At 70.9% G+C, this 16,535-nt stretch carries 15 protein-coding genes; 8 read left to right on the top strand and 7 right to left on the bottom strand.

Annotated elements, in window-relative coordinates:
* Positions 1-237: 237 nt before the first annotated feature.
* A complete protein-coding gene (locus ACFCXS_RS22415) occupies positions 238-795 on the top strand; it encodes a PadR family transcriptional regulator (protein WP_376645107.1) in 558 nt (185 codons plus the stop codon).
* A 77-nt stretch (positions 796-872) separates the two neighbouring features.
* Positions 873-2,597: an acyl-CoA dehydrogenase family protein gene (locus ACFCXS_RS22410; protein ID WP_376645106.1), complete on the top strand. Its 1,725-nt coding sequence runs from the start codon at positions 873-875 to the stop codon at positions 2,595-2,597.
* Between the two features lie 259 nt (positions 2,598-2,856).
* Here the strand turns inward: ACFCXS_RS22410 and ACFCXS_RS22405 are convergent, their stop codons facing one another.
* The 6 genes from ACFCXS_RS22405 to ACFCXS_RS22380 all read right to left on the bottom strand — a co-directional run bounded on the left by ACFCXS_RS22405 (position 2,857) and on the right by ACFCXS_RS22380 (position 8,607).
* Entirely contained in the window at positions 2,857-3,660 is an 804-nt protein-coding gene (locus tag ACFCXS_RS22405; protein WP_376645105.1) for an FAD:protein FMN transferase, read from the bottom strand.
* Positions 3,653-4,732 (bottom strand): FMN-binding protein, encoded by a 1,080-nt coding sequence (locus tag ACFCXS_RS22400; RefSeq protein WP_376645104.1) that lies wholly within the window; start codon positions 4,730-4,732, stop codon positions 3,653-3,655. The genes ACFCXS_RS22405 and ACFCXS_RS22400 overlap by 8 nt, the downstream gene beginning before the upstream one ends.
* Positions 4,733-4,772: 40 nt before the next feature.
* Positions 4,773-6,155 carry a ferric reductase-like transmembrane domain-containing protein gene (locus ACFCXS_RS22395; protein ID WP_376645103.1) on the bottom strand — a complete coding sequence of 461 codons (1,383 nt, stop codon included), beginning with the start codon at positions 6,153-6,155 and terminating at the stop codon, positions 4,773-4,775.
* A gap of 127 nt (positions 6,156-6,282) precedes the next feature.
* Positions 6,283-6,981 carry a L,D-transpeptidase gene (locus ACFCXS_RS22390; protein WP_376645102.1) on the bottom strand — a complete coding sequence of 233 codons (699 nt, stop codon included), beginning with the start codon at positions 6,979-6,981 and terminating at the stop codon, positions 6,283-6,285.
* A gap of 3 nt (positions 6,982-6,984) precedes the next feature.
* Positions 6,985-7,572 carry a pyridoxamine 5'-phosphate oxidase family protein gene (locus ACFCXS_RS22385; protein ID WP_376645101.1) on the bottom strand — a complete coding sequence of 196 codons (588 nt, stop codon included), beginning with the start codon at positions 7,570-7,572 and terminating at the stop codon, positions 6,985-6,987.
* Positions 7,573-7,710: 138 nt separating this feature from the next.
* On the bottom strand, positions 7,711-8,607 hold the full coding sequence (locus tag ACFCXS_RS22380; RefSeq protein ID WP_376645100.1) for a hypothetical protein: 897 nt from the start codon (positions 8,605-8,607) through the stop codon (positions 7,711-7,713).
* Between the two features lie 224 nt (positions 8,608-8,831).
* Here ACFCXS_RS22380 and argH point away from each other — a divergent pair, with 224 nt between their 5' ends.
* From argH to ACFCXS_RS22360, 4 genes are all read left to right on the top strand, one after another.
* On the top strand, positions 8,832-10,265 hold the full coding sequence (argH, locus tag ACFCXS_RS22375) for an argininosuccinate lyase (RefSeq protein ID WP_376645099.1): 1,434 nt from the start codon (positions 8,832-8,834) through the stop codon (positions 10,263-10,265).
* Between the two features lie 167 nt (positions 10,266-10,432).
* On the top strand, positions 10,433-11,404 hold the full coding sequence (locus ACFCXS_RS22370) for an aldo/keto reductase (RefSeq protein WP_376645098.1): 972 nt from the start codon (positions 10,433-10,435) through the stop codon (positions 11,402-11,404).
* 89 nt (positions 11,405-11,493) lie between these two features.
* Positions 11,494-12,045: a TetR/AcrR family transcriptional regulator gene (locus ACFCXS_RS22365; RefSeq protein ID WP_376645097.1), complete on the top strand. Its 552-nt coding sequence runs from the start codon at positions 11,494-11,496 to the stop codon at positions 12,043-12,045.
* Positions 12,042-13,562, top strand: a complete 1,521-nt coding sequence (locus ACFCXS_RS22360; RefSeq protein WP_376645096.1) for an MFS transporter — start codon at positions 12,042-12,044, stop codon at positions 13,560-13,562. Before ACFCXS_RS22365 ends, ACFCXS_RS22360 begins: the two co-directional genes overlap by 4 nt.
* A 102-nt stretch (positions 13,563-13,664) precedes the next feature.
* On the opposite strand, the gene ACFCXS_RS22355 is transcribed toward ACFCXS_RS22360, so the two are convergent.
* Positions 13,665-14,339, bottom strand: coding sequence for a lysophospholipid acyltransferase family protein (locus ACFCXS_RS22355; RefSeq protein WP_376645095.1), 675 nt, complete (start codon positions 14,337-14,339; stop codon positions 13,665-13,667).
* 386 nt (positions 14,340-14,725) lie between these two features.
* Between ACFCXS_RS22355 and ACFCXS_RS22350 the strand changes: the two genes are divergently transcribed.
* Together ACFCXS_RS22350 and ACFCXS_RS22345 are read left to right on the top strand one after the other, a co-directional pair.
* A complete protein-coding gene (locus ACFCXS_RS22350) occupies positions 14,726-15,895 on the top strand; it encodes a glycerophosphodiester phosphodiesterase (protein ID WP_376645094.1) in 1,170 nt (389 codons plus the stop codon).
* Positions 15,896-15,986: 91 nt separating this feature from the next.
* A complete protein-coding gene (locus ACFCXS_RS22345) occupies positions 15,987-16,493 on the top strand; it encodes an RNA polymerase sigma factor (protein WP_376645093.1) in 507 nt (168 codons plus the stop codon).
* Positions 16,494-16,535 lie beyond the last annotated feature (42 nt).

Raw genomic sequence — 16,535 nt, 5'->3', positions numbered from 1 at the left:
ACCCCGCTGCACGACGCCGCCCGTAAATCCGAGCGGATCAGGGCTTCAAGATCACCCCGTTGCCCCGTTGCCCCGTTGCCCCGTTGCCCCGTTGCCCCGTTGGCGCGTATCCCGGTCACACTCCTTCCCTGCCCCCGGACACTGCCGGCGGCAGTGATCTGCGCGACCCGCCCCGGGTGAGCCGTGTCTCATGGCGGAAGCGTTGTTATGCAACGAGGTGCATAGCAGGATCGCTGCATGGCGCTCGAGCACGCGATCCTCGTTTCCCTGCTGGAAAAGCCGGGCTCCGGCTATGAGCTGGCCCGGCGGTTCGAGCGGTCCATCGGATACTTCTGGACCGCCACCCACCAGCAGATCTACCGCGTGCTCAGGCGGATGGAGAGCGACCGCTGGGTCGACGTCCGGGACGTCCCGCAGTACGGGCGTCCGGACAAGAAGGAGTACTCCGTCGCCCCTCCCGGACGAGAAGCGCTTTCCATGTGGTTGAGCGAACCAACCGAGCCGGAGAGCGTACGGCACGACCTGGCCGTCAAGATCCGGGGAGCCGCCTTCGACGATCCGGCAGCCCTGATCAGTGAGGTCGAGCGGCACCGGCAGGCGCACACCGGCCGCCTCGCTCACTACCTCGCGGGCGAGGCCCGTGACTTCGGGGAGCCTTCGGCGGACGGTCCGATCGACGCCGAGCGGGAACTCCAGCACGTCGTGCTGCGTGGCGGCATCGCGTACGAACGCATGATGATCGCCTGGCTCGACGACGTCCTCGCCACACTCGCCCGCTTCGGCGCCGAACACTGACCTGCCGAGCGGGCACTCACCGGACCGTGACCGTGCCCGGACCGACCCTCATCCATCCCAGCCGAAAGGCGGCACCCGTGACCGACGCGCTGCTCTTCAACCCGCGCACCTACGACCCCGCGCACTTCGACCCGGAGACCCGCAGGCTGCTGCGCGCCACCGTCGACTGGTTCGAAGAGCGCGGCAAGCGCCGGCTGATCGAGGACTACCGGACCCGCGCCTGGCTCGGCGATTTCCTCGCCTTCGCCGCCAAGGAGGGGCTCTTTGCGACCTTCCTCACCCCCGCGTCCGCCGCCGCGGAGGGCGAGGGCGACAAGCGCTGGGACACCGCTCGCATCGCCGCCCTCAACGAGATACTCGGCTTCTACGGCCTCGACTACTGGTACGCCTGGCAGGTCACCATCCTCGGACTCGGCCCCGTCTGGCAGAGCGACAACCCCGCCGCCCGTGCCCGCGCCGCCGAACTGCTCTCCCAGGGCGAGGTGTTCGCCTTCGGCCTGTCCGAGAAGGCGCACGGAGCCGACATCTACTCCACCGACATGCTCCTGGAGCCTGACGGCGAAGGCGGCTTCCGGGCGACCGGCTCCAAGTACTACATCGGCAACGGCAACGCCGCCGGGCTCGTCTCCGTCTTCGGCCGCCGCACCGACATCGAGGGCCCCGACGGCTACGTCTTCTTCGCCGCCGACAGCCGTCACCCGGCGTACGACCTGGTCAAGAACGTCGTCGACTCGTCGAAGTACGTCAGCGAGTTCCGCCTCGAGGACTACCCCGTAGCTGCCGAAGACGTCCTGCACACCGGCCGAGCAGCCTTCGACGCCGCCCTGAACACCGTCAACGTGGGCAAGTTCAACCTGTGCACCGCCTCGATCGGCATCTGCGAACACGCGATGTACGAGGCCGTCACCCACGCGCGGAACCGCATCCTCTACGGCCGCCCCGTCACCGCCTTCCCGCACGTGCGGCGCGAGCTCGCCGACGCGTATGTCCGGCTCGTCGGCATGAAGCTGTTCAGCGACCGCGCCGTCGACTACTTCCGCACCGCGGGCCCCGACGACCGCCGCTACCTCCTCTTCAACCCGATGACGAAGATGAAGGTGACCACCGAGGGCGAGAAGGTCATCGACCTGATGTGGGACGTCATCGCCGCCAAGGGCTTCGAGAAGGACAACTACTTTGCCCAGGCCGCCGTCGAGATCCGCGGCCTGCCGAAGCTGGAGGGCACCGTCCACGTCAACCTGGCGCTGATCCTCAAGTTCATGCGCAACCACCTCCTCGACCCGGTCGAGTACGAGCCCGTCCCGGCCCGTCTCGACGCGGCCGACGACGACTTCCTCTTCCGGCAGGGCCCTGCCCGCGGCCTCGGCTCGGTGCGCTTCCACGACTGGCGGCCGGCCTTCGACACCTACGCCCACCTGCCCAACGTAGCCCGGTTCTGGGAACAGGCCGACGCGTTGTGCGAGTTCGTACGCACGGCCGCTCCCGACGAGGAGCAGAGCCGGGACCTCGACCTCCTGCTCGCCGTCGGACAGCTCTTCGCACTGGTCGTCCACGGGCAGCTGGTCCTGGAGCAGGCTGCGCCGGCCGGCGTCGAGGAGGACGTCCTCGACGAACTGTTCGCCGTTCTCGTGCGTGACTTCTCCGCACACGCCGTCGAGTTGCACGGCAAGGACTCCGCAACCGAGGAGCAGCAGCTCTGGGCCCTCGGCGCCGTCCGGCGCCCGGCGGTGGACGAGGCGCGTTCGGAGCGCGTCTGGCAGCGCGTCGAGGCGCTGTCGGGGGCGTACGAGATGATGCCCTGAGGCCTCGGCACGGCCTCGGACGAACCGCTGCGGGGTACGGGCGACCGCCCGTACCCCGCGAGGCAGCCACATGCTTCAGCGGAGTTGAGGACTGTGATCACGCACCGGGCGGGGTCGTAGCACAGAGGTGATGCGCGGCGCCGTCATCGCGGAGGACGTCGGTCCGGCCGCCCCGCTCCGTCCTCCGGGTGACGCCCCCACGGGTCCGGCAAGGTCCCCGCGCCGCCGGGCTGCGGACCCACCCGGCCCCGGCCGCACCTCACCCCAGCCTCGCAGCCAAGCCCCCCGTACACCGCACCTCGTCGCCGGCCGTGATCAGCAGCGCCTCGACACCCGGCAGGGACTCCAGCCAGGCCAGCCCCTCCCGGGAGCCCATCGCGAACGCGGCCGTCGCCCAGCAGTCGACCCACGTCAGACGGGGGCCCACCACTGTCACCGCCACCAGGTCGGTCACGGCGGAACGCCCCGTACGGGGGTCGACGATGTGATCCCCCCGCTCCGCCGTCCCGGACGTGGCCACGGACAGTTCCTCCACCCCGGCCGCCGAGACGACCGCCGCGAGACCTCCAGGACGCAACGGGTCGGCCACCCCCACGCGCCACGGCCGCTGCCCACCCGGTGTCCCGAGCAGCTGCACATCGCCGCCGCCGTTCAGGTTCACCCCGCACACCCCGGGCACGTCCGCCAGCAGCCGAGCCGCCCGCTCGACCGCCCAGCCCTTCACGATGCCGGTCGGGTCGAGGCGGCCCTGGTACGACGTGCTGAACCAGCCCTCGCTCAGATGCTCCGCCTCGGCGGCCAGTTCCAGCACCTCGGCGACCTCGGGATCGCACTCCGCGACGGTCACCTCGCCGCGCTGCAACCGTGAGATCTGGCTGTCCGCGCGGTATGTGCTGAACACCTCGTCCACCCGGTGCAGCCCGGCGACGGCCTCGTCCAGGGCCGCGCGCACGGCGGCCGGTTCCCCGCCGCGGACGTCGAAGGAGAAGACGGTCCCCATCGTCTCCTCGGCATGACGTACCGCGGCGGGAGCCTGTGCGGAGTCGGCCACCGTGTCAGCCACCGGCCTGGTCCAGCGCGGACTGGAGGGACTGCTTGTAGCCGGCGCTGGTGTACGTCGCCCCGGACACGGCGTCGATCTGCGCGTTTCCGGCCGCCACGGCCGCCTGGTTGAGGCGGGGGACGGAGGAGGAGGTGATCTGGTCGCTGCGGCCGCCCTTGGGGGCCTGGACCGCCTCGGCCTTGGTGATCTTGCCACCGGCGACGGTCACCCGCACCTGCACCGGCCCGTACTGCGTCTGCGCCACGCTGCCGGTCAGGGTCTGCGCAGCCGCCTGTCCGCCCCCGGAACCCGCCGCCTGGCCGCCCCCCGAGCCCGCGGCCTGCGAGGAGCCGCCCTGGGCCGGCGCCTTGTCGAGCGCCGACTGGAGCGACTTCTTGTAGCCGGCGCTCGTGTACGTGGCACCCGACACCGCGTCGATGTCCGCGTTTCCGGCCGCTACGGCCGCCTGGTTGAGGCGGGGGACGGAGGAGGAGGTGATCTGGTCGCTGCGGCCGCCCTTGGGGGCCTGGACCGCCTCCGCCTTGGTGATCTTCCCGCCCGCGACGGTCACGCGCACCTGGACCGGCCCGTACTGCGTCTGCGCGACATCGCCGGTCAGCGTCTGCGCGCCGCCCGAGCCCTGCTGCGCTCCGGCGGACGCCTTCGCCTTGTCCAGGGCGGACTGGAGCGACTTCTTGTACCCGGCGCTGGTGTACGTCGCCCCGGAGACCGCGTCGATCTCCGCGCTCTGCGCCGCCACCACGGCTTGGTTCAGCCGCGGCACCGAGCTCGCCGTGATCTGGTCGCTGCGGCCGCCCTTGGGGGCCTGGACCGCGTCGGCCTGGGTGATCTTGCCGTTGCTCATGGTCAGGCGGACCTGCACCGCGCCGTACTGCGTCTGCGCCGCGTCACCGGTGACCGCGCCGTTCACGCCGCCCTGCGGTGCCTGCCCGGCCGCCGCGGGGGGCGCCTGCCCCGCCGCCTGGGCGGACCCCGGGTCGGAGGCCGGCTTCAGGGACAGCAGCAGCACGATTCCGGAGACGGTGGCTGCGCCGGCGAGCACGGCACGCCGGACGGGGTGAGACTTCCTCATCGTTTCCCAAACTCCTGAAGGGCCGTTGGTGTCCCGTCGCTCACATCTCGAACGACTCGTGGTGGATGCGGCGGGCGGGTACTCCCGCTCCGCGCAGTGCCTCGTAGACCGACTGCGCGAAACCGGGCGGCCCGCACATGAAGACGTCGTGGTCGTCGATGTCCGGGATCTTCCGCTGGAGGGACTCCGCGGAGATGTCCGGGCGTTCCCCCTCCGGGCTGTTGACCGCGTACATCAGCCGGGCACCGCGCTCGTCGGCGATCTTGGCGAGCTCGCCCCACAGCGCCAGGTCCTGGGTGGTGTTGGCCCGGTAGAGGAGGGTGATGTCGCCGGACGCGCCCGGCAGCGTCTCGAACAGCGCCCGCATCGGCGTGATGCCGACACCGCCCGCGACCAGCAGGACCTTGCCGCGGCTGCGGCGCTGCGCGGTCATCGCGCCGTAGGGGCCCTCGGCCCACACCTTGGTGCCGGGCTCGAGATCCCGCAGCCGGGAGGTGTGGTCGCCGATCGCCTTGACCGTGATGCGCAGCATGTCCGGGCGGGGGGCCGCCGACAGCGAGTACGGATGCGAGCTGAAGCGCATGCCCGGCGCCTTGAACCGCCAGCGGAAGAAGTGCCCGGGCTCCGCGCCCATCCGGTGCAGCTTGCGCCCGCTGATCAGCACGGACACGATCCCCGGGGTCTCCTCGATGACCGCCGCGACCCGCATGCGGTGCCGCAGGTTCAGCCGGATCGGGGTGAGGATCCGGTACCAGACGACCAGCGCGGTCACCACGCCGTACAGCCCGTACCAGAAGGTCTTCGCGGCGGGCTCGACGGCGAACTCGTTGCCGGTCGTGATCTGGTGCCAGAACGTCATGTACACCGACGCGTACGTGAGCAGATGCACGTGGTACCAGGTGTCGTAGCCGATCAGGCGCCGCACCCCGCCGATCGACAGGATCCCGATGAGGAACAGCAGGCCCGTGCCGATGGCGGCCTTGCCCATGTCCGGCAGCTGGTTGATGGAGTCGGTCGTCTGCTGGACGATGTCGCCGAGCCCCTTGCCCGCCTGGAGCGCGTAGCCCCACATGGTGAGGAAGACGTGGGCCAGTACCAGACAGAGCGTGTAGCGGCCGGTCATCGCGTGCCAGCGCGCCACCCGGTCGGTGCCCACCCGGCGCTCCAGCGCGGGCACCCGGGCCATCTGGAGCACCACCAGCGCCATGAGGTAGCCGGCGAGCAGACCGGTGATCCGGCCCGCGGCCAGGATCTTGCTCGTGTCGTCGGCGAGGGACGGTGTGTTGTCCCACCACAGCCACAGCACGGCCGCCGCACCGGCCCACAGGGCGATCAGCAGCGGGACGGCCGGGGAGCGGCGCGGGCGGATGCGGCGCATCGTCTGGCGGCGGGCGGCACGTCCGCCTGCGAGCGTGGTGGTCACGGTTCCTCCGTGGGGACTTGACCCTTGGCCCACAGATACGGACCGCGACACGGGAGTGTTCAGTCGTGCACCGAGTCGCGTGCGGAAGGGAGTGAGCGCTGGTCACGCTCACCCGGCCCCGCCCCGTTCACAGTCGGGTGACGGCCGTGCTCCCGCTGCGCGTGCCCACGGCGATGTGCGGCCGCCGCGCGGGGTCGGCCCACCCGAGGATCTGGCGCATCGCGTCCTCGGGCACGGAGACGCACCCGGCCGTCGCCCCCCGCCCGTTGACATGGAGGAAGATGCCCGCACCGCGCCCCCGCACGGGCCGCTCGTAGTTGAAGCCGATGACGAGCGCGTGCGCGTACTGCGCGGAGTAGGTGATCAGGTGCTCGGCCTCGGCGGCCCGGCAGTCGGCCGCACGCGGCTCGCTCCAGCGGTTGTAGGACCGGGAGTCGTTGTCCTGGCACCACCAGGAGTCCTGGTGCACCCTGCGGTAGGGGTACGCCGTCCCGCTCGGCGCCGCCTTGATCCCGAAGGCGTACGGCAGGCCGTAGAGGCCGGTGGGTGTGGTGTTCGTGCCCTGCTTGCGGGTGGCGCCCGCGACGAGTCCGTTCGCCCCGAAACGGGCGGGTGCGGAGCCCCTCTTCACCCAGCGCCCGTCCTCGCGGTCCCACCAGGTGACCGTGCCCGTCGTCGAGGCCCGCTTCGGGGCCACCGCGGTGATCAGCTGGGTGCCACCGCCGGTGTGCGCCATCCGGGCCGGCAGCGGCGGCGAGGGGGCGGCCGGACCGGCGCCGAGCACGACCAGGGAGGAGACGGCGAGGGCGACGGCACCGGGGCGCATGTCTCAGACGGTAGAGGGCGGCAGCGGCAACGGCAGCCCGGGTAGTCCGTCCAGGCTGGTGGCGATGTGCTCCTTCTTGCCGAAGTACGCGCTGAGCGAGGCGTCGTCCTCCCGGGCGAACCGCTTGCCGTGCAGGTCCCGGTCCTCCTCGTACGCCATGAAGGGGACCCCGTAACCGCAGGTGTCGCGGACGAGCTCGGCGGTGACGACGATGATCGCGCGCAGGCCGTGCCGCGCCGGGTCGATGTCGGGGAAGCGCGCGAGCAGTTCCCGGAAGCGGGGATCGTCACGGAAGACCGGCTCGCCCCTGCCGTGCACGCGGACGATGTTCGGCGGGCCCTGGAAAGCGCACCACATCAGGGTGATCCGCCCGTTCTCCCGCAGGTGGGCGATGGTCTCGGCGTTGGAACCGGCGAAGTCGAGGTAGGCCACCGTCAGCTCGTCGAGCACCGCGAAGGAGCCCGTGAGGCCCTTGGGGGAGAGGTTGACCGTGCCGTCGGCGGCCAGGGGTGCGGTGGCGGTGAAGAAGACCGGCTGTGCCTCGATGAAGGTGCGGAGCCGGCCGTCTATGCGCTCATAAGTCTTTCCCATGTCGAACGATTATGGCCACAGACCTTTCGGCGGTCCGATTAATTGCGGGGTCCGGTCACCTCTGCCGGACCCCGCGTGCGGACGTGCCGCGGCCGCCCCGGCGGGCGCTCCCACGGGGCGGCCGCAGCGCCTGTCACCTCACTTGTTGAGCGTGCAGGCGGCCAGGGCGTCCAGGCCCTGGGGCTTGGCGGCGGTGCGGCCGATGGCGGTGGCGATGCGGTTGACGGTCGAGACGCGCTTGTCCTTGAGGGGGCCGAGGATGGCGTTCTGGACGAAGTTGGGGCCGCCCTGGCCCACGGTGTCGACCAGGCGCTTGTTGGCTTCCTGGATCTGCGTGTTGAGCAGGGTGAGGTTGCGGTCGACCTCGGCCTTGGCGGAGGCGGGGACCGCCGGGAGCTTGGAGCGGACGTCCGGGCACGTGATCGTGCCGGCGGCGGCGTTGCCCGCGTTTCCGGCATTGCCTGCGTTACCCGCATTGCCGGCGTTACCTGCGTTGCCCGCGTTACCTGCATTGCCTGCGTTCCCGGCATTGCCCGCGTTGCCGCCCGCCTGCGGCTTGCCGGCCGCGCCGCCGCCCGCGTTGGTGCCCGCGCCGTTCAGGGTGCAGCCGGCGAGGGCGTCCAGGCCCTGGGGCTTGGCGGCGGTGCGGCCGATGGCGGTGGCGATGCGGTTGACGGTCGAGACGCGCTTGTCCTTGAGGGGGCCGAGGATGGCGTTCTGGACGAAGTTGGGGCCGCCCTGGCCCACGGTGTCGACCAGGCGCTTGTTGGCTTCCTGGATCTGCGTGTTGAGCAGGGTGAGGTTGCGGTCGACCTCGGCCTTGGCGGAGGCGGGGACCGCCGGGAGCTTGGAGCGGACGTCCGGGCACGTGATCGTGCCGGGGCCCGCCAGCGTCCGGGCGTTCTTGGCGCCGCTGTCGGGCGTCTCCCCGGCGAGGGCGAAGCCGGCGATGACCGTGCCGGACAGAGCCACCGCGGCGGCGCCGCCGATGAACGTGACGCGACGCTTGTTGTACTTCGGAAGAGCCCTGGACATGCGGATGCCTCACTAGGGGGTCGGTGTGTCGTCGGTGTCGTAACGCGGCGCCTGCGTTCGGCGAGAGGTACGGGTAAGCGGTTTCCCGCGTTCAAGGGATCTTCAAATTCCTTTCACGTGGCCGGAAACCACCCGTCCGCCCCGTCGAATTGACGAATCATGCAGCGGTCTGCATACTCATGCATGACGGTGAGGCACATCCACACCCCTTGAGGAGCGCGCAGGTGAGCAGCAACAGCGGTGACGTCCGGCTCTGGGGCGGACGTTTCGCCGACGGTCCCGCCGAGGCCCTGGCGAAGCTGTCCGCGTCCGTCCACTTCGACTGGCGGCTCGCGCCGTACGACATCGCCGGTTCGCGTGCCCACGCGCGCGTGCTGCACAATGCGGGCCTGCTCACGGAGGACGAGCTGACCCGCATGATCGCCGGTCTCGACCAGCTCGAGGCGGACGTCGCCGACGGCTCCTTCGTGGGCACGATCGCCGACGAGGACGTCCACACCGCCCTGGAGCGCGGCCTCCTGGAGCGCCTCGGCGCCGACCTCGGCGGCAAGCTGCGCGCGGGCCGCTCCCGCAACGACCAGGTCGCGACGCTCTTCCGCATGTACCTGCGCGACCACGCCCGGATCGTCGGCGGCCTGATCGCCGAGCTCCAGGATGCGTTGATCGGCCTGGCCGAGGCCCACCCCGACGTGGCGATGCCCGGCCGCACGCACCTCCAGCACGCCCAGCCCGTCCTGTTCGCCCACCACGTCCTGGCCCACGTCCAGTCCCTCTCCCGGGACGCGGAGCGGCTGCGCCAGTGGGACGCCCGCACGGCCGTCTCGCCCTACGGCTCGGGCGCCCTGGCCGGCTCCTCCCTCGGGCTGGACCCGGAGGCGGTGGCCAAGGACCTCGGCTTCGAACACGGCTCGGCCGGCAACTCCATCGACGGCACGGCCTCCCGGGACTTCGTCGCCGAGTTCGCCTTCATCACGGCGATGATCGGCGTGAACCTCTCCCGGATCGCCGAGGAGGTCATCATCTGGAACACGAAGGAGTTCTCCTTCGTGACCCTGCACGACGCGTTCTCGACGGGCTCGTCGATCATGCCGCAGAAGAAGAACCCCGACATCGCGGAGCTGGCCCGTGGCAAGTCGGGCCGCCTCATCGGCAACCTGACGGGCCTGATGGCCACGCTCAAGGCCCTCCCGCTCGCGTACAACCGCGACCTCCAGGAGGACAAGGAGCCGGTCTTCGACTCCATCGACCAGCTGGAGGTCCTGCTCCCGGCCTTCACCGGCATGATGGCCACCCTCACCGTCCACCGCGAGCGCATGGAGGAACTGGCTCCGGCAGGCTTCTCCCTCGCCACGGACATCGCCGAGTGGCTGGTGAAGCAGGGCGTGCCGTTCCGCGTGGCCCACGAGGTGGCGGGCGAGTGCGTGAAGGTCGCCGAGTCCGAGGGCAAGGAACTGGACGCCCTGACGGACGAGCAGTTCGCCAAGATCTCCGCACACCTCACTCCCGAGGTGCGGACGGTCCTGAACGTCCCCGGCGCCCTCGCCTCCCGCAACGGCAGGGGCGGCACGGCCCCGAGCGCCGTCGCCGTCCAGCTGGCAGAGGTGAAGGCCGACGTGGCGGCCCAGCACGAGTGGGCGGTGGCCAAGAAGCAGGCCTGAGGCATCGCCCTCAGGGGCGCGGGGCTGTATCGATTGCGGCTTCGCCGCGTGGGCGCGAACAAGCGCCCGCGGCCCGCACTCGCCGAAACACCGCAACGGTCGAGCTCAGAGGCGAAGGTCATCGCGGGTTACGTTGGTCGTCAGCCGCCGACCGAACGGAGCCAGCGATGCCCTTCGCCCGTCTCGCGAACGCCACCACCCCCACCTGCCACATCGGACTGGGCCTCGCCGCCGTAGGGCGCCCCGGCTACATCAACCTCGGCCGGGACGAAGACCTCGGAGAGGACCGCAGCGTGGAAACGCTGCGCACCCGCACCCACGAACTCCTCGACGCCGCCTACGCCCAGGGCGTCCGGTACTTCGACGCGGCCCGCTCCTACGGCCGCTCCGAGGAGTTCCTCGCCGGCTGGCTGAAGGACAGGCCCGGCCTCGACGACATCGTCGTAGGCAGCAAGTGGGGCTACACCTACACCGCGGACTGGTCCACCGACGCCGAGAAGCACGAGGTCAAGGACCACACCCTCGCCACCTACGAACGGCAGCGCGCGGAGAGCGACGCCCTGCTCGGCGACCGGCTCGACCTCTACCAGATCCACTCGGTGACTCCGGACAGCCCGGCCCTGACCGACAAGGAACTGCACGCGAAGCTCGGAGAGGCCGCCGCTCAGGGCCTCACCGTCGGCTTCTCCACCAGCGGCCCCGCCCAGGCGGACGCCATCCGCGCCGCCCTCGCCGTGACGGTCGACGGCGAACCCCTCTTCCGTACCGTGCAGTCCACGTACAACGCGCTGGAGACCTCTGCCGGTCCCGCCCTCGCCGAGGCGCACGACGCCGGGCTCACCGTGATCGTCAAGGAGGGCATGGCCAACGGCCGGCTCGCCGGGCCGCACGCCCCGGACGCCGTGCGGGAGATCGCCGAGCGAACCGGGCTGGGCTGCGACGCCGTCGCCCTGGCCGTCATCCTGCGGCAGCCCTGGGCCGGTGTCGTCCTGTCCGGCGCGGCCACCACCAACCAGCTCGCCTCGAACCTGCACGCGGCGGTCGTCGACCTCGACGACGAGCAGCTCACCCGCCTCGCCGCGCTGGTGGAGGAGCCCCGTGCGTACTGGGAGGGGCGCGCACAGCTGCCCTGGCACTGATCACCCCCGCAGCCGCACCGACACGGCAGCTCTGAGTCACGCATGCCCCGAGTGAGACATCAATGTCTCATGTGGCCTATGCTTGTCTCATGGCTGTCGATCCTGAGCACATGCTGCGCGCCGCCGCGGCCCTGCTGACCCGCAAATCCACCGCGACCATGGACGAGGTCGCCAAGGCCGCCGGAATCAGCCGGGCCACGCTGCACCGGCACTTCGCCGGACGTGACGCCCTCGTCCGGGCCCTGGAGGCGCTCGGCATCGCGGAGTGCGAAGCCGCTCTGGACGAGGCCCGGCTCGACGAGGGGCCGGCGAGTGACGCCGTACGCCGACTGGTCGGGGCCATCGAGCCCGCCGCCGGACTGCTCGCGTTCCTGTACACCGAGAACCAGCTGTTCGAGGGCGAGGAGCAGAACGCCGGCTGGGCCACGATCGACGACCGGATCTCCGCGCTGTTCCGGCGCGGCCAGCTCGGCGGTGAGTTCCGCATCGACCTCACGCCCGTTTGGCTCACCGAGGCCCTGTACGGCCTGATGGCCTCCGGCGCCTGGATGGTGCACAGCGGCAAGGGCGCTCCCAAGGACTTCCAGCACATGATCGTCGAGCTGTTGCTCGGCGGCGCACTCAGGAGAGAGGAATCATGACCAGCACTCTGCAGCCGGCGAAGACCACCGAGGCGGTGGAGCGCCCGGGCCGCTGGCTCGCGCTCGCCGTCCTCGTGCTCGCCGTGCTGCTGGTGGCCGTCGACGCGACCGTCCTCGGTCTCGCGACCCCCTACATCAGCGAGGACCTGAAGCCCTCCGGCACCCAGTTGCTGTGGATCGGCGACGTCTACTCGTTCGTCATCGCCGGTCTGCTCGTCTCCATGGGCAGCCTCGGCGACCGGATCGGCCGCAAGCGGATCCTGCTGATCGGTGCGACGGCGTTCGGCGCGATGTCCGTGGTCAACGCCTACGCCACGACACCGGAGATGATGATCGTCGCGCGGGCTCTGCTCGGCGTCGCCGGAGCGACCCTGATGCCGGCCACGCTCGCCCTGATCCGCAACCTGTTCCACGACCCGCGCGAGCGCAGCCTCGCCGTCGGCATCTGGGGCGCCACCGCCTCGGCCGGTACGGCCGTCGGGCCGATCGTCGGCGGGTTCCTGCTGGAGCACTTCTGGTGGGGCTCGGTCTTCCTGATCAACCTGCCCGTGATGGCCGTCCTGGTCCTCGTCGGCATCAAGCTGCTGCCAGAGTCGCGCACCGCGAACCCCGGCCCCTGGGACCTGGTCAGCGTCGTACTGTCACTGGTCGGCATGATCGGTGTCGTGTACGCGATCAAGGAGGCCGCCACCCACGGCTTCGGATGGAGCACCCTTGCGGCCGGCCTGCTGGGCGCGGCCGCCCTGTACGGATTCGTACGCCGTCAGCTCAGGCTGCCGACGCCGCTGCTGGACATGCGGTTGTTCCGTCACCGCGGCTTCAGCGGAGCGGTGCTCGCCGATCTGCTGACCATCCTCGGCCTGTCCGGGCTGGTGTTCTTCCTGTCCCAGTACCTGCAACTCGTCCAGGGCCGACGGCCGTTCGAGGCCGGGCTCGCCGAGCTGCCCGCGGCGATCGGCGCGGTGGTGGCCGGACTGGTCGCGGGGCGCGTGGCCCGGCGCTTCTCGGTGCGGGCCGTGGTCTCCGGCGGCCTGGCGGCGATAGGCCTGGCTCTGGCCGTGCTCACGCTGCTCGACCGGTCGACCGGCTACCCGCTGCTCGGGGCCGCGCTGCTGGTGGTCGGCGTCGGCGCCGGCTTCTCGTTCACCGTGACCGCCGACGTGATCCTCTCCAGCGTGCCCAAGGAGCACGCGGGCTCCGCGTCCGCCGTGTCGGAGACGGCGTACGAACTCGGTGCCGCGCTCGGTATCGCCGCGCTGGGCTCCATCGTGACCGGCGTCTACCGCGACTTCACCGGCCCCGCGGGCACACCGGCCGCGGCCCACGAGTCGCTGGGCGGTGCCGTCGAGGCGGCGGCGCACATGCCCGCCCACACCGCCGTCACGATGCTGGACGCGGCCCGCACGTCCTTCGTCGACGGCCTGGCCCTGGCAGCCGGCGCAGGCGCGGCGGTCCTGCTGGCAGCGGCGGCGGCAGCGTGGTTCCTGCTGAGGGGCCAGAAGCTGGAAGACGCGTAGGAACCACGCCCTCGGGTGAGCGGGGAACTGCGCGACAAGTCCCCGCTCACCCGCAGCCGCCCACGCTCCCCAGCAGCCCGAGCCCACCGCGCCCCGAAAAACCTACGCCGCTTCCTTCGCCTTGCTGGCGTACATGTCCACGTACTCCTGCCCCGACAACCGCATCACCTCGGCCATCACCGAGTCCGTCACGGCCCGCAGCACGTAGCGATCCCGGTCCATCCCCTCGTACCGGGAGAACTCCATCGCCTCACCGAACCGCACCGTGACCTTGCCGGGCCGGGGCAGTCCCGCCCCACCCGGCTGCAGCTTGTCCGTGCCGATCATGGCGAACGGCACCACCGGCGCCCCCGTCATCAGCGTCAGCCGGGCGATCCCCGTCCGCCCCCGGTACAGCCGCCCGTCGGGCGACCGCGTCCCCTCCGGGTAGATGCCGAACACGCGGCCCTCCTCCAGCACGCGCCGCCCGGTCATCAGCGCGGCGACACCGCCCCGGCCACCGTCGCGGTCCACCGGGATCATGCCGACGCCAATGAAGAACCAGGCCATCAGCCGGCCCTTGAGCCCCTTGCCGGTGACGTACTCGTCCTTGCCGATGAAGACGACCTGACGGTCGCAGACCAGCGGCAGGATCATCGAGTCGATGAACGTCAGGTGGTTGCCGGCCAGGATGACCGGGCCGTCACCGGGAATGTGCTCCGCACCCTCCACCTGTGGGCGGAACATCAGGCGCATGATCGGGCCGAGCACTGCCTTGATGAGCACGAAGCGGGACAACGGACCCTCCGGTGTCAAGGGGTTCTGTATGAGTCTGTGCAGGTGAGGACGATACTCGTGGCTCCGCCCATCGCGCACATCGGGCACGGCGACTTCACCGAGGCCTTACGCACTGTTGACGCGCGTTTACCTGCGGTGGCACACCGGCGACGACACGAAACGCGGCCGACATGCTGTGACACACGTCGCCCCGGAGCCCACCGCACGCGTTCCCAGAACGGCCGGACCGAATCGAACAGACGCGACGAACCGTCAACTCATCCGTCTCACCAGCCACTACGACATCCGAGGTCACCCGCGTGTTCCGCCCGAGGTCTCCCCCTGGTCATGTACGCGCCCCTACGATCGGCGCGCACGGACGAGCCGAACGGCAGAGAGGGCCCCTCATGGGAACGCGGGAGTCGAACGAAGAAACGAGTGGTACCGGACGGCGGTCCCTGCTCGGCGCGGCGGTGCTGGGCGCCGGCGGAGCCGTCCTCGGCATGGCCGGCACGGCGCGCGCCGACAGCGCCCGGCACGGCGGCGGACACGGCGGGGTCAAGAGCCTGCCCAAGCCGACGATCATCGGCCACCGCGGCGCCAGCGGCTACCGCCCCGAGCACACCTTCGGTTCGTACCAGCTGGCCCTCGACCTGGGCGCCGACATCGTCGAGGCGGGCGACCTGGTGCCCACCAGGGACGGGCACCTGGTCTGCCGTCACGAACCGGAGATCGGCGGCACCACGGACGTCGCCGACCACCCCGAGTTCGCCGGCCGCAAGAAGACGAAGCTGCTCGACGGCGTCTCCACCACCGGCTGGTTCACCGAGGACTTCACGCTCGCCGAGCTGAAGACGCTGCGCGCGGTGGAGCGCATCCCGGCCAACCGCCCGCACAACACGCTCTACAACGGCCGCTGGGAGATCCCCACCTTCGAAGAGGTCCTCAGGTGGCAGGACGAGCAGACCCGCAAGCGCGGCAAGCAGGTGTGGATCTACCCCGAGCTCAAGCACCCCACCTACTTCCGCAAGCAGGGACTGCCCCTGGAGGAGCGCGTCGCCAAGCTGCTGGGCAAGTACCGCAAGGACCGGCGCACCTCCCCGGTCATCCTCCAGTCCTTCGAGCCGACGAGCATCCAGCGCATGCACAAGCTCGTCGACAACCCGCTGGTCGTCCTGCTGTCCTCGGCGGACTCCCGCCCCTGGGACTTCGTGGAGACCGGCGACCCGCGCACGGTCGCCGACCTGGTCAAGCCGGCCGGCCTCAGGGAGATCGCCTCCTACGCGCAGGGCATCGGCCCGACCCTGGACCTGGTCGTCCCGCGCGACGCCCAGGGCAGGCTCACCGAGCCGACGACGCTCGTCTCCGACGCGCACAAGGTCGGCCTGATCCTGCACCCCTACACGATGCGCAACGAGAACCCCTTCCTGCCCGCCGACTTCCGCAAGGGCACGGACCCGGACGCCTACGGTGATGTCTTCGCCGCCTACAAGGCGTACTTCGCGACGGGCATCGACGGCGTCTTCACGGACCAGCCCGACACGGGCCTGCTGGCCCGTGAGGACTTCACCGGCTGAGGCGCGTAAACGGCCGGCCTCACACCCCCCGGTCGAGTGAGCTTCGGCCGCCCGGGCAACCCGCCGCCCGGGCGGCCGCGTCGCTCCGCATATGACGCACGACCTGGTCGCCGCCCTGCGCCCGCTGCTCACCGCAGAGGCCTCCGCCGAGGCATGTTCCGCCGGTACCGAGCCGGGTGACCTGGAACAGGCGGTCTGGCTCCGGCTGCTGGAGCGGCTCGAGACCGAAGGGCCGCCGCTCGATCCCGAGCAATGGCTCCGCCGCGCCGTCCGCTCCGAGGCGCGCCGCACCCGTCGTACGAGCCGCCTCGAACGGCCGTACTCCGGTGAACCGGTCGACGAGGGGGACCGCGACCCCGAACAGCTCGCCCTCGCCGCGGCCCGTGGCCGGGCCCTGCGCGAGGCCGTGCGCCGCCTCCCGGGCCGCTGCCCCCGGCTGATGGAGGCCCTGCTCTCGCCGGATGACCTGACATACCGGGAAATCGCAGGGGAGTTGGGTATCTCACAGGGCAGTCTTGGCCCGGAACGTTCCAGATGCCTGGGATGTCTCAGGAGATTACTGACGCCGGAGGTTGCGGCCCGCTGGGGACGGGGATAGGAGTGGGGACGACAGGTGATCAGATGAGCGGGAGGCGTGCGC

This window comes from Streptomyces sp. NPDC056373, from assembly GCF_042262425.1.
Lineage (GTDB): Bacteria > Actinomycetota > Actinomycetes > Streptomycetales > Streptomycetaceae > Streptomyces.
This window is presented reverse-complemented; position numbering and strand designations above follow the sequence as displayed.